The 14,007-nt window shown below is 36.1% G+C and carries 14 protein-coding genes; 1 reads left to right on the forward strand and 13 read right to left on the reverse strand.

Annotation, left to right across the window (positions count from 1 at the left end; genetic code table 11):
- Nucleotides 1-28: 28 nt before the first annotated feature.
- A complete protein-coding gene (locus tag NST60_RS02225) occupies nucleotides 29-820 on the reverse strand; it encodes a patatin-like phospholipase family protein (protein ID WP_341098069.1) in 792 nt (263 codons plus the stop codon).
- 210 nt (nucleotides 821-1,030) lie between these two features.
- Here NST60_RS02225 and ylbJ point away from each other — a divergent pair, with 210 nt between their 5' ends.
- A complete protein-coding gene (gene ylbJ / locus NST60_RS02230; RefSeq protein ID WP_169188337.1) occupies nucleotides 1,031-2,251 on the forward strand; it encodes a sporulation integral membrane protein YlbJ in 1,221 nt (406 codons plus the stop codon).
- A 221-nt stretch (nucleotides 2,252-2,472) separates the two neighbouring features.
- Here ylbJ and coaD read toward each other — a convergent pair whose 3' ends face one another.
- From coaD to NST60_RS02290, 12 genes are all read right to left on the reverse strand, one after another.
- On the reverse strand, nucleotides 2,473-2,964 hold the full coding sequence (coaD, locus tag NST60_RS02235; protein ID WP_016200987.1) for a pantetheine-phosphate adenylyltransferase: 492 nt from the start codon (nucleotides 2,962-2,964) through the stop codon (nucleotides 2,473-2,475).
- Between the two features lie 3 nt (nucleotides 2,965-2,967).
- Nucleotides 2,968-3,534: a 16S rRNA (guanine(966)-N(2))-methyltransferase RsmD gene (rsmD, locus tag NST60_RS02240; RefSeq protein ID WP_169189647.1), complete on the reverse strand. Its 567-nt coding sequence runs from the start codon at nucleotides 3,532-3,534 to the stop codon at nucleotides 2,968-2,970.
- 1,448 nt (nucleotides 3,535-4,982) lie between these two features.
- On the reverse strand, nucleotides 4,983-5,258 hold the full coding sequence (locus NST60_RS02245) for a YlbG family protein (RefSeq protein ID WP_016200985.1): 276 nt from the start codon (nucleotides 5,256-5,258) through the stop codon (nucleotides 4,983-4,985).
- A 146-nt stretch (nucleotides 5,259-5,404) separates the two neighbouring features.
- Nucleotides 5,405-5,854: a YlbF family regulator gene (locus NST60_RS02250; protein ID WP_016200984.1), complete on the reverse strand. Its 450-nt coding sequence runs from the start codon at nucleotides 5,852-5,854 to the stop codon at nucleotides 5,405-5,407.
- A 76-nt stretch (nucleotides 5,855-5,930) separates the two neighbouring features.
- Entirely contained in the window at nucleotides 5,931-6,353 is a 423-nt protein-coding gene (locus tag NST60_RS02255; RefSeq protein WP_016200983.1) for a hypothetical protein, read from the reverse strand.
- A 93-nt stretch (nucleotides 6,354-6,446) separates the two neighbouring features.
- A complete protein-coding gene (locus NST60_RS02260; protein ID WP_016200982.1) occupies nucleotides 6,447-6,686 on the reverse strand; it encodes a YlbE-like family protein in 240 nt (79 codons plus the stop codon).
- A gap of 15 nt (nucleotides 6,687-6,701) precedes the next feature.
- Nucleotides 6,702-7,121 carry a YlbD family protein gene (locus NST60_RS02265; RefSeq protein WP_101730072.1) on the reverse strand — a complete coding sequence of 140 codons (420 nt, stop codon included), beginning with the start codon at nucleotides 7,119-7,121 and terminating at the stop codon, nucleotides 6,702-6,704.
- 344 nt (nucleotides 7,122-7,465) lie between these two features.
- Nucleotides 7,466-8,524: a CAP domain-containing protein gene (locus NST60_RS02270; protein WP_169189646.1), complete on the reverse strand. Its 1,059-nt coding sequence runs from the start codon at nucleotides 8,522-8,524 to the stop codon at nucleotides 7,466-7,468.
- A gap of 204 nt (nucleotides 8,525-8,728) precedes the next feature.
- Complete coding sequence (locus NST60_RS02275) at nucleotides 8,729-9,196, reverse strand: DUF420 domain-containing protein (RefSeq protein WP_016200979.1); 468 nt, start codon at nucleotides 9,194-9,196, stop codon at nucleotides 8,729-8,731.
- A 209-nt stretch (nucleotides 9,197-9,405) separates the two neighbouring features.
- Nucleotides 9,406-10,323 (reverse strand): heme o synthase, encoded by a 918-nt coding sequence (cyoE, locus tag NST60_RS02280; RefSeq protein WP_016200978.1) that lies wholly within the window; start codon nucleotides 10,321-10,323, stop codon nucleotides 9,406-9,408.
- Between the two features lie 299 nt (nucleotides 10,324-10,622).
- Nucleotides 10,623-11,960 (reverse strand): ISLre2 family transposase, encoded by a 1,338-nt coding sequence (locus NST60_RS02285; RefSeq protein ID WP_169187606.1) that lies wholly within the window; start codon nucleotides 11,958-11,960, stop codon nucleotides 10,623-10,625.
- A gap of 609 nt (nucleotides 11,961-12,569) precedes the next feature.
- The gene (locus NST60_RS02290) at nucleotides 12,570-13,808 is read right to left on the reverse strand and encodes an FtsW/RodA/SpoVE family cell cycle protein (protein ID WP_016200977.1); all 1,239 of its coding nucleotides are present in this window, start codon (nucleotides 13,806-13,808) and stop codon (nucleotides 12,570-12,572) included.
- Between the last annotated feature and the right edge of the window lie 199 nt (nucleotides 13,809-14,007).

The raw sequence follows: 14,007 nt of genomic DNA on the forward strand, positions 1-14,007 counted from the left end.
CTTGCTTGCTATGCGCTACTTTATTTTGTTACTTCTTCTCATTAGCTTTTCTTTTCTTAATTTCTTTTATAATCACTTTTATATATTTCTTCGTTTCTTCTTCTCCTATCTCAATGATTTTTTCTAAATCAGTAAATGCTTTGCTATTAAACATTTCAACAGGCGGCTTGATCATTACATCACTAGCAAATTCTCTTGATTCGACTAATTCCATTTGCATGATATCTAATGAACGCATAATCACATCATAAATATTCGAAATTTCTGTATTTACATTTACTTTAGCTACATCTACTGCAATAATGATATCTGCTCCCATTTCCTTTAAAACCGAAACAGGTACGCGATCGATTACTCCCCCATCTACTAGCAATCTCCCATTCATTTTTTCTGGAACAAATATACCCGGAATAGAAATACTGGCACGAACGGCATCAGCTATTGCCCCTTTCTTAAATACAACCTTTTCTCCTGTTAATAAATCGGCTGCCACAACAGCAACAGGGATATCCAAATCTTCAAGATTCTTTCCATAGGTGAATAAATGAATTAATTCCTTCACCCTCTTCCCAGCAATAAAGCCCATTTTGGGAACAGTAAAATCCAAGTAATATTTCCTTTTAAAGAACTTTGATAACGTATATAACCGCTGTATATCAGAACCAGCAGCATATAGGCAGCCAATAATCGCCCCTATGCTGCTGCCAGCTATATAATCTATTGGAATATTCTCTTCTCTCAATATTTTTATCACCCCAATATGAGCAAATCCCCTTGCTCCCCCTGAACCTAGCGCTAATCCAATTTTCGGGCGTTCCATATCGTCCCACCTATTCTTATCAAAATAACAATCTATATAATCTTATGGTCTTTTTTTGGAGGTTATGAGTATATTGATTGGTAGAGGGATATTCTTTAGGCTGTTTGTGTACAAGTATCTCTTTTTTTACATAAAAACTTTCAAACAGCCTTCCTTACATAGACGAGAATAAAAACCTACTATTTATATTTGAAGGGGGAGCAATATAATTTGTTACGCTCAAAATTGAAGACAATCGTACTCGCTTTATCTGCATCACTTTTAGCTCTTGCCCTGATTTCCTTTCCAGGGGTGGCGGTAGATGCTTCCAAAAACGGACTTAACACTTGGTGGACGATTGTTTTTCCTTCACTTCTTCCTTTCCTTATACTATCTGAAATATTAATAGGCTTTGGTGTTGTTCGTTTTATCGGTGTTTTGTTAGAACCCATTATGCGCCCTCTCTTTAAAGTCCCTGGAGTAGGCGGTTTCGTATGGGCAATGGGGATGGTATCCGGCTTTCCAACTGGAGCAAAATTAACAGCAAGAATGCGTGAGGAAAAACAGTTAACTAGAACGGAAGCAGAAAGACTAGTTTCTTTCTCTAATGCTTCTAATCCAATGTTTATTATCGGCGCTGTTTCAGCCTCTTTTTTCCATAGCCCAAAACTCGGATTACTATTGGCTTTCTCTCATTACTTAGCCAATTTTACAGTTGGGCTATTTATGAGATTCCACGGCAAGGATACAGAAAGAAATAAGTTAGAACCAAGAGAAAGAGCCTCTTTGAAAAGAGCCTTACGAGAACTGCATCATACTCGTTTAAAAGACAAGCGTCCACTTGGTAAGCTAATGGGAGATGCTGTAACCTCCTCTATTCAATCTTTATTAATGATCGGTGGCTTTATCATACTTTTTTCCGTTATTAATCGTTTACTATTCCACTTACATATTACTTCCTTTTTTGCAAACCTGTTAGAATCAGTTTTTCATTTCTTTACATTTTCGGCTGATCTAACCATTCCTTTTATCGCTGGCATTTTTGAGATTACATTAGGAAGTAAATTAACGAGTGATGTAGAGACATCCACACTCATGCATCAAGCTGTTATAACTAGCTGTATTCTTGGATTTAGCGGATTAAGCGTACAAGCACAGGTCGCAAGTATTCTTGCCCAGACAGACATTCGCTTTAAACCATTTTTTATAGCAAGAATTATGCAAGCAATTTTCTCTGGAATCTATACGTTTATCGCTTGGGACTTCTTTAACAAAACTTTCTTGGCAAAAGACACTCCGACAATAGTAATTCCCGGAGTAACCAAGGAAGGAGATTTCTTTCAACAAATATTTGAAAATATAAGTGCATGGGGACCAATTGTAACCATTATTTCCTTAATGATATATTGTTTTATTTTAATAAAAAGATTAATTCCAAGGAGAGAAATATAAGAAAAGTGGAGGACACCCATTTAGGGGGTATATTCCTTACACAGAAGAAATAATCGGAAATTCACTTAACCGATAGGCTACTTCTACTAAACATCAAATTGGCTACAGAAAATTTATACATTCTAACTGCAAAAAAGGACATCCATTGCCAAAAGAATTAGATGCAACTACTTCTTTTTTGGCAATATGTCCTTTTATTTATTCGCTACTATTTAAAAGCTTTATTTACGATTCTGATGAAACTTCGCTCTTAGTGCATCATGAACAATCTTTGGAACTAGTTCAGAAATATCCCCATCATACTTGCTCACTTCTTTCACTATACTTGAACTTAAGAAAGAATACTGGTTATTGGTCATAATAAAGAAAGTCTCAATATCATCTGATAAGACACGGTTCATTGATGTAATTTGCATTTCATATTCAAAATCTGATACTGCTCTTAATCCTCTAATGATTGCATTCGCATTCACACTTTTTGCATAATCGATCAGAAGTCCCTCATAAGAAGATACAGAAACGTTCTGAATATCTTTTGTTACTTCTCTAATTAACTCTAATCTTTCTTCTACCGAGAAAAAAGGTTTTTTGGCAGAATTATTCAATACACATATGTATACATGATCAAATACCTTTGCTGATCGTTTAATAATATCAATATGACCATAGGTTATCGGATCAAAACTACCTGGGCAAACTGCTATACTAGCCATTTCTTAGTCCTCCGTACCAATTTGTAAGGAATAAATAGAAACCGCAATTATTCCGTATTTTTCATGTTTCACTTGTTGAAATCTGCTTACTGCCTCAGGTAAAGAAATTTCTGAACCGTGTTCACAAACGATAACTCCTTCTTCCTTTAAGAGACCAGCTTCATCAATAAATGTTAGCATTTTTTCTAATTGCTGTTTTTTATATGGCGGATCTAAAAAAATATAATCGAATCTTTTTTCTCTTTTCTGTAATGCTTTCAAAGCACGATCCGCATCATTGCGATATACCTCAGCTCGGCTATCTAATTTGCATATAGAAAGATTTTCTTTAATAGTATGTATCGCTTTTCCATCTCTGTCTACAAAAATAACAAGATCCAGCCCTCTACTTAAAGCTTCAATACCTAGTCCACCACTCCCAGCAAATAAATCAAGGCCTTCTCCTCCTTGAAAATATGGACCTATCATATTAAAAATAGCCTCTTTCACTTTATCTGTAGTTGGTCTAGTTGAGTTACCAGGCACTGCTTTTAATGGAATCCCCTTATTCTTTCCGGAGACAACTCTCATTTTAATCACCACAACCCTATTTTACTTTAACAACTTCTTTTACCTTCCCTATCCTACCATAAACGGAATAGAGAGCCAACATTTTAAAGATTTTCGCTTAGTATTTGATGAAGCCTTTCTTTTCATCAAATACTAAGCAAATCAGTTTTTCTCGCATTGTTAAAAAAATATTACATTTTATGTATAAGTGTCCCCTTGATGGGGATAATGTAATTAACAGCATCTATTCGAGGATGTTGTTGCCAACCGCGGAGAAGACTTACGTTTCCCCATAAGTTCTTCCTCCGGTTTCTCCTCTCCCTTTACCTTCTTTCCTTATGAAAATAAGGATGTGGAAGGAGCCTGCAGGTACATGCCTGCAGGCTTTTTTTGATTTGCACTTCCTTTTTCACATAAAAAAACAGTATCTATGAATGATTTAGTGGAAAAGCGATACTCCAACAAATTTCATCAAAAATACTGTTTTTATTTATCGGCTCATAAAGGAAACTTCCATGAGTCGGGGGTTCTTCATCTCCCACTCATGGTTACTTGAACCAATCGGACCTTTACGGACAGTTGCTCTCCCTCCTATCTTCCTCATATTTTCATAAGCTTGAGGCGGGAGGCTTACTGGCCGTTAAGAGTGGGATAAAGTGAAACTTCTATCAGTGGGGGTTCCTTCCTCCCCCACTGATAGTTAGTTGAACCAATCGGACCTTTACGGACAGTTGCTCTCCCACCTATCTTCCTCGTATTTTCATAAGCTTGAGGGGGAGGCTTACTGGCCGTTAAGAGTGGGATAAAGTGAAACTTCTATCAGTGGGGGGTTCCTTCCTCCCCCACTGATAGTTAGTTGAACCAATCGGACCTTTACGGACAGTTGCTCTCCCACCTATCTTCCTCGTATTTTCATAAGCTTGAGGGGGAGGCTTACTGGCCGTTAAGAGTGGGATAAAGTGAAACTTCTATCAGTGGGGGGTTCCTTCCTCCCCCACTGATAGTTAGTTGAACCAATCGGACCTTTACGGACAGTTGCTCTCCCACCTATCTTCCTCGTATTTTCATAAGCTTGAGGGGGAGGCTTACTGGCCGTTAAGAGTGGGATAAAGTGAAACTTCTATCAGTGGGGGGTTCCTTCCTCCCCCACTGATAGTTAGTTGAACCAATCGGACCTTTACGGACAGTTGCTCTCCCACCTATCTTCCTCGTATTTTCATAAGCTTGAGGGGGAGGCTTACTGGCCGTTAAGAGTGGGATAAAGTGAAACTTCTATCAGTGGGGTTCCTTCCTCCCCCACTGATAGTTAGTTGAACCAATCGGACCTTTACGGACAGTTGCTCTCCCTCTTATCTTCCTCGTATTTTCATAAGCTTGAGGGGGAGGCTTACTGTCCGTTAAGAGTGGGATAAACTCAGGCTATTTCTTACCAAGCACTGATAATCATGAAATAGAAACTACTTTCTTAATTAAATCCCCATTTTATAATCGTATTCTTTCGCTTTATCTGGTCGCGAATTTTCAAATTCCATCTTTAAAAATGGCTTATAAGACGGCTCTACTTTTTTAACAAAAGAATGAGCATCAATTTTTTCCATTATGCTTTCTACATCACTTTGATTCGTGTAGAGCACAACATATTTTAACTTTTTGGAAATAAAATGAACATTCCCATATCTTCTTAACATTTTTGCTTGTTTTAGTGAAAATAACCAAACAATAATTCCCTGCCGTTGCCCTAGCATAATTTAACCCCTTTAAATTCCATTATTTATCATCATAGCATAGGCAAAGAAAATAGAAAAGCTAGAATCAGCATTTATGGCCAAACTAGTAATCGATGCTAGTAAAAAAGCAATGATCGTAAATTCGATCATTGCTTTTTAGTATATTATGCAGAACAACTACAGCTTCCACCACTTCCACAACCACCAGAAGAACAACCAGAAAGTTCATCAAAAAATGGATTACCTGTTGGGACTTTAATAAAAGTAGAAACAGAACGTCCGATAATGACACTAACATCGTCTAGGAGCTTTTGTAAACCATTCTCCGCTACTTTAAATGCTGCTACATTATCATCTAAATCCATATCGCGTTTAAGCTGTCTAATGTCCATCATCACTTTTTTGTATTCAGGATGGTATTTTCCAAAACGCTGAACTTCTTCATATAATTCTTTCATTTGGTTAAAAGAATGAATTTTTTGCTGTGTTTCCTTATTTGAATGTAGATTGGCCAAACAAATACGGTATTGTTCTGCAACATCTGACTCTAGTATCATTTCTGCAATCTCTTCTGCTTCCTCTTGAATAAGGAATATTTCAGTTGTCGCAAGCACGTATTCGCTCACCTCCAACTCTTATTCTACATGAAAGATAAAAGAAAGAAAAGGTTTGCGTTTTCCTTTTTCCACTCTATTCTTTAATCATTATTGGAAATGACTTTTTATATTTCGTTGTTTCGTTAGCAACATCAACTATGGATAGATTGATCGTATGTTTTCCTGGTTTTAGTCCTTCGATTACAAATGCCGCCGAAGAATATTCTTTTTTTGCACCGTCAACCTCTACTATTACTTTTCCTAATTTTCCGTTACTGTCTTCTCTGAACGAATAATCCTTTACTCTACATTCAACGAACACTTTGTTTCCTTTTACAATATGATGAACATCCATATTATCTTTTCCTGTATAGGATAAGGAGGCTTGTACAGCCGCATTAGTTGGGATTAAATAATTCGCTTCTTTTTTTGGTTTTACTTCTGGATCAGGTATATCGTTTCCACACCCAGCAAAAAGAAGAAAAGCAGGAATACAAATCAATCGAATTTTTTTCACTGTAAACACTCCTGGTAATTAATGAATTTTCTTTTTAAGTTAGTATTACCATTCATGTTTTTTTTACTCTAAGTATCAGTTATTACAGTATGATTAAGATTGAGCATTCATTGCTTGAAACATGCTAACCATCATCGAAGCCATTTGGACACCATTTGAAAACTTTTGTACATGATCTGGAATGGTTTTCTTATAATAATGGAGTGAGGCAATCTCAAAGGCTTCTAATTGATTCGGATTTCTGCTTAATTGTCTATACCATTGTGGCTGTTCCCGGATAAATTGTTGCAATTCTGAATTCTGCGCAATATATTCTTTTATACTTTGTCTCATATTATCCCCCCTATTTTAATCTTGTCTAAATGAAAATGGGCCAGAAGGTTTTTGTTCTGTTGACGCAGAAGATCCGCTTGAACCACTATTCGGGGCAAATTGAGAAATGACTCCTTGTATTGTTCCTAAAGCCTGATTTAAATTTGCTAAATAGCCCTGAATTTGATTTTGGTCCATATTTTTTAATGTATCAACGATATTAGACATCCAGACAGTTCGATTAGATGATGTCTCTTCCTCCTTTTTTGTGGAGTTTATCGTACTACCATCTAATAATCCTTCCCATCTCGCATCATTTGGACCTAATAAATACCAATCTTCATATAATTCCTGCAAAGTCACCTTCCCACTTCTCGCTTCTTTCAATACGTTAGGATTTTCTTTTACAAATGCTTTAAATTCTTCTACAGAAGGATGAAGTTTTTTATTAGCCATTATTATTTCACCTCTAATTTGATACATCTGCCTATGTTACTGTATGATAGCACGATAAAAAATGTGCATTTCCCTTTCAAAATTCCCTCTGTGGTCTAAATGAGGCAAGTGTAAGGATAGATAAAGTGAAACTTCCATCAGTGGGGGTTTTCCTTCCTCCCCCACTGATGGTTAGTTGAACCAATCGGACCTTTACGGACAGTTGATCTCCCACCTATCTTCCTCCTATACTCATAAGCTTTGGGGGAATCTTACTGTCCGTTAAGAGTGGGGTAAATTCTGTCAAAAAAAAAACTGCCAACCACTCCTTTACTGAGTTTGTCGACAGTTATGTGTATATCCCATTACCATTTTTCAATAAAATTCTGCGTATAATATTTATCAAATACCCCTACCCCAAGATGAGTAAATTTGTCATTTAATAAACATTCACGATGACCTTTGCTGTTTAGCCAACCTTCCATTACAGATGGTGCATCTGAATAACCTGCTGCGATATTCTCTCCAGCAACTTGATAAAATACATCTCCTGCTTTTAGACGATCCTCTAAATCTCCATACTTCTCAGAAGTATGGGAAAAGTCTTCTGTATCAAACATATCCTTACTATGACCTAAAGCTACCTCAGCAGTAGGTTGATCCCATTCCACAGTGTTGAGTTCAAATCTTTTTCTTAACACATTCGTCATATCTAATATTTGTCGTTCATTGCCCTCTTGAATTGCTTCACTATCTTCCACACTATTCTGTGTCTCTAATAGTTCTCCTCGATAAACTAATTCGTATGGTCTTAAATGAAGTAATGTACGGGCATCCATATAGCGAATACTTGATAAAGTACCGTTAAATTTATCAAAGTATAGCTGTGCATAATAATCGCCAATTTGAATCAATGGACGGTTATTTATTTCATCCTCTGATAACTCAAATCGATAGGAGGAGTTTTCATAATTAAAACTAATATTTGTTTCAATTGGCGTCATCGTATAAATCTCTCCAACTTCTTGTCCAATTTTATAAGGAGTAATATTCACTGAGTTGCCAATTGCGTAAACAGTAACGACTTTATCCTCTAGGATTCCAACTTGAAAATACTTAGAGTCATCCTTATTGTAAATCCACCAATCATATTCATATGCAGATGGATCAATTCTAGCTGGTTCTCCGTATTTCTTTTTTAGTTCACTTGTACTTTTACCGATTAAAGTTCCCAAACCTTCTTTAGGAACTGAAAGAACTTGCGTATTTTCCTTCGCTTCTTTGAGATTATCCTCCACTTTTGTAGGATTATCACCATTTTCAACTAGTACATCTGGCTGATTATTGTCATCTGTTATACTAAAATAGAATCCAATCGCTGATAACACTGCAATAATTACAACAGTTCTTAATAAAATTTTCAGAGGATTCCCCCCTCTCTAGCATTGTTTCTATTAATATATGTGGCTTTCTTACTAAATAGTATAACTTACTTTAAATAATTTTAATAGAATAAGTATTTTTTCAATTATGTAAAGTAAGTTAATTTTTAAAGCAATCCATCTCCTCAATAAAAGTGCAATAAAAAAATGCTTCTATTTTTTGTAGAAGCATTTTTCCTTTTCCTATTAAAAGCCTAATATTGCTTTTATAACAGATGTTGTTTCGCCACCATGGTAGAAAACATAAAGAAGTAAATAAACTGCTGTTCCTGTAATGGCTGTAATAAACCAGATAATACTTGTCATTGGACCTAACTTTCGATGCTTTGCATACTGTTTCTTATACCCTGTATACAACATGATAATCCCTAATACAGCACCTATTGTTGCCAAAGTGATATGAAAGATCAGAAAAATGGTATAGTAGATTTTAATATCATCAGGTCCACCGAAAGAAGTGTTACCAATAAAAATCGTTCTTGATGCGTAAATGATGAAAAAGATTACTGCAAAAATTGCTGCAAAAAGCATGACGGTCTGATGCTCTTTTCTTTTTCTTTTCTTAATTAATCCCCAACCAATTGCTACAAAAATGGCACTTAAAATGATAAATGAAGTACTAATTGTTGGCAAAATCGGTAATGTAAATTCCATTAAACTACCCACTCCATAAAGTATTTACCTCTTTGTTTAACAAACTCCCAAATTCCCTTTTAAATAAGGTTGTTTTCGTAAAGTTTGCTGCTAGTAACCCGCAGCCGGAATACACTTCGCTTTCCACTTATAAAAAAGTAACAACCTTTAATAAATTCTAAATCAAACATTATTCTCCTCGAAATGTTCTCCCCTTATGATAATTCCTTTTAGAATAATGTAAATACTACCATTGAAACAAATAGAACCGTTAAATATTGGATGGAATAAATAAACATCGCTGTAGCCCATTTATATTCATCTTGTTTTTTGCTTGCTCGAATTCCTGTAATAACCCAACCGATATTTAGTAACGTTGCTAATATTAAAAATGGAATACCGATTTGGTATAACAAAAATGGCAGTGGAAATAATGCGACAATCCATATATACGTATGTTTTTTTGTTACTTCAAACCCTTTAACAACAGGAAGCATTGGAATCCCTGCTGCACGGTACTCTTCCACTCTTCGAATTGCTAACGAGTAAAAATGCGGAGGCTGCCAAACAAACATAATTAAAAACAAGCTCCAAGCCATTACATGAAGTCCAGGATCAATTGCAGCCCATCCAATTAGTGGTGGAACGGCTCCTGAAAAACTTCCAATAACGGTATTTGATACAAGTCGACGCTTCGACCACATTGTATATATCACAACATAGCTAAATGCACCTACTAAAGCAATAACTGTTGCGGTAATGGTAGTTAATAATAAAAATAGTGTTCCAATTAACAGAAAGCCAAAACCTAAAACAGCAACTCTTACAGGCTTTACTTTCCCTGTTACGGTCGGCCTTGCCTTCGTTCTTTCCATTAATGGATCAATATCACGATCTATAAAATTATTTAACACACAGGAACCGGCAATAATCAACCCTGAACCTATCAATGTATATAATACAGTGTCAATTTGCTCTAAAAACTTAACATCTGTGAAAACTATTGCAAGCCAGATACCGGTAAATACAGTGATTAAGTTTGAATTCACGATTCCTATTTTAATTAATGCGAGAAAATCCTTCCAGGCAGTTGTTTCTGATTGTTTATTTGTCAATTTGGCTTCAGGATAAACGCGAGAATTAGCCATTTGATCATGTCTCCCCTTTCCAATACACAGTAAAAAATATACTACTATATAAAAATCCGTTCATTTCCATTGTGTCATTATTCACATTTAACAATATAGCAATGTTAAAAAAGACTCTTTTGCTATTAAAACATATTTCCACTAATATTTCTCTCTTTTTTCCCAAAAAGATTGAGTCAAGTTTTTGTGGGAGTTTTTTTTGGATAGAAAAACTCCCCTCTTATTTAGTTATATTTCCCACCTAAATGAAAGCGTTATCTAAACAATTTAGTTTTGTTTTTGTTCATTTCCTTCATTTTTTAAAAACCTCGTAAGGCTTGTAAAGCATGGTATATCGGCTTTCCTTTTTGCCGATTTAAATATGATAAATTATTTCTTGTTAGCTCTCCGACTGAACTCTTTAACTTTTCCACATAATATTTTGGCTGAGAAACAGAAGCGGTTTGATCGTTAGGGTTAATTCGTCCTAAAATCGTCTTGATTTCTAATTCATCCTTCATACCAACCATAAAGTCAATAAATGCTTGTATTCCTTTATCGCACCAGCTGCGGCCGTTTTTAAGCCGTTTAGCGAATACACTCATCGTTCCTTCCGCACTTCCCATTGGACGATAGTGGCTTGTGTCTATGTCTTTTTCCTTCAACCATTCGCGATAATCTCCAAGGGCCTGAGGATATTTTGACAGCTGTTGTATGAACTCTTCTAACCGTTCTTCTTTCTTTTCGTTTTCAAGAGTACCAACTGCACTATTAAGTTCCACTAGGAATCCTTTCGCATCATATTGAGCCAGTTTCTTACGAATGACTCTATATCTCTTATGGCCTTTGAAAAGCGTTTTAACCTCACGAGCTACATGGAATCGGTCGATGACAAAGAATGCATTCTTATAGTGATCCTGACAAGCCGTAATCCACTGGGCTCCATCCCCATTAATTACGAGGTGATGTTCACTCGGATTGTAGTTGTAATTATCTATTAAGAACTGCTCAAATCCTTCCCAGAACGCTTCTTTACCTTTGTGGACATAGTGACGTTTTGCGATTAAGGATGTTCGTTTCCCGTTGACTATCCAGCCCTCATGTACGGAAGCAATCTTTTCTTCCCGCCCACGTCGTTTTCCACGTTGCCTTTTCACATATAGTCCGTCTACTTCTACAAAGAGCACTTTCCTCAATTGGTCGGTCGGCTTGACGAAAGTAACTTCTGTTTGTAGAAGGTGTTGACGAATAGTCTCATGGCTGATTACTTTGTAACCTAGTAGTTTCTCAATCATGGAGGAAGCATGACGATAGGATGTACCTTGAACTGCCATTTCCATTGCCATCGTTTCAACTAGGGGACTGAAACCTTTTGACCCCTCAAACTCTAAATAGTGATCAAGGAGATAAACGTATCCACCCTTTTCCCTGTCCCTATAGTAATTCCGATTGATGATAATAGAACCGAATGAAGTATCCATCTCTACGGCTCGCTTATCCTGAAGGTAAAATCTCTTTTTATCTCTATTTTCTGCAATCTGTTGATCCATTTCTTCGAGTTGCTTCGTGAGAACTTCACCAAATGTCTTTTGAAGCATAACAAATAAATCTTTTTCCAGTTCTTTTAATGTGGGTAATTGTATGGTATCTTTTTTCATAGGACTCCTCTTCCTTGTATTTGTGGTTTTCGCAGACTTTACTATACAAGAAGAGAGTCCTTTTTTCATTTGATTTTATTTTCCATCTACCGCACTTCCGTTTGGTGACCTGTTTCTCAATGGATGGATCTACGCCCCATCCATTGAGAAACAGGGTACAACATCTCCCACAAACATTTTACTCATACTCCCAAAAAACCTCAGTTGTCACATTATTGGTAAACTTTAACATTATAAACACCTTCTTCGAAAGCGTTTTAAAAAGAAAAAGACACTCTACTTATTATAGCTTTTTTTCGCAAGGAAGCAAATGAATCAACCTGTTTTCTAAACCTTCTTATCTTTAGAACATACTAAAAAAAGATAGCACCTTTTTCGGTGCTATCTTTTTTTAGACTGTAGACAAATCCTTGAATTTTAGATATAGAGGTTTGTCTATAGTATATTTATTAGTTCCTTTGAATAGAGATGTTGCTTTCCGCTTCAGGGGTTCGCTTTCCGTGGGGCTCGCGCTGAGCCCACAGGAGTCTCACCCCTTCCACTCCAAGCAACGCATGAAATTTCAATTTGAGTTTCCAAAAATCTTTTTGTCGACAAACTGCTCTTTTATTAAAAATTTCGGTTTGGACGTACAAAAGTCGAAGTAGATTGCTTCTGCTCTGGAACATCCGGAACACCTTCTTCTTTTGGTTTATAAACTCTTTCATATTTAACAAACATCGAAACATTAACTAAAATTCCCATTCCAATTGATAATTGCAATAAGGACGATCCCCCATAACTAATGAAAGGTAACGGGACACCAGTCAGCGGAATTAATCCAGAAACCCCACCAATATTAATAAAAGCTTGTATTCCGATCATACTGGAGATGCCAATTGCTAATAAGCTCCCAAAAGGATCTTTGCACTTTAAGCCTGTATAAATCCCTCGTAAAACAATATAACTTAGCCCCACTACTACAAAGCCTACCCCAAAAATACCTAATTCTTCAGCAATTACTGCCATTATAAAATCGGTGTGACCATCTGTTAAATAACCTAATTTTTGTACACCTTGTCCCAAGCCTACCCCTTTAAGACCACCAGAGCCAATAGCAATAAGCGAGTTACTCATATGATAACCAGATTCTTGCACGACTTCTTCTGCAAATGGAGAATCTAGAAAAACAAAAATTCTCGCCATTTGCTTTTCTGTAAAGATGCTTTTACCAGCTAACTGCATGATGAAAACTAATAATAACAGAAATGATAAACCAATCAGCATTAACTTCGATAAATTTTTCCAGTTCATTCCTGAACAAAGAATAACGGTTGCACCAATCATAAAAATGATGGCAGCTGTTCCAAAATCCGGCTGAATAGTAACTAACGCACAAACAATAACCAAATAGGCTAGTGGAGGGACAACTCCCCTATTAAATTCATTGATATACGACTGCTTTTTAGAATAAATAGCCGATAAATAAATAATAACAGCTAATTTAACGAACTCCGCTGGCTGAAGACTTGCTGTCCCAATCTTATACCAGCTTTGCGCATTTCCATAAACACTACCAAACAAAAAGATTCCACTTAAAAACATAATAGAGCCAAATACCATTGGGACTAATATTTTATTACTTAATAAAGCTTTATACGGAAAAATTGCTACAACAATAAAGGCGATTCCCGCAACTAATATATATTTAAATTGCCTCTTATAAAAAAAATCGCTACTATCTTCTCCATAATATTGAACTGCCGAAACCATACTAGCACTATAAATCATAATTAACCCAAATAAAATTAATAGTACCATTGCTATAATCAGTGTATAATCATACGATTTTAATATCTTCTTTACCATTCAACCGCATCCCTTATTCAATCTCCTCATTTAGAGTATTCGTTGTCTCTTATCTATTTCCTGCTGAAAAGGATAACTTCCGTTCATTCTCTTAAAATATTGGGCAATTTTCTACTAAATTTCCGCTAAATATCAAGTTCGTTATTTATCCGGTGGGGAAGAAACAATACTTATCGTTTCCCAAGGCATTGTAGTACCG

This window comes from Niallia sp. FSL W8-1348 (assembly GCF_038006745.1).
GTDB lineage: Bacteria > Bacillota > Bacilli > Bacillales > Cytobacillaceae > Niallia > Niallia alba.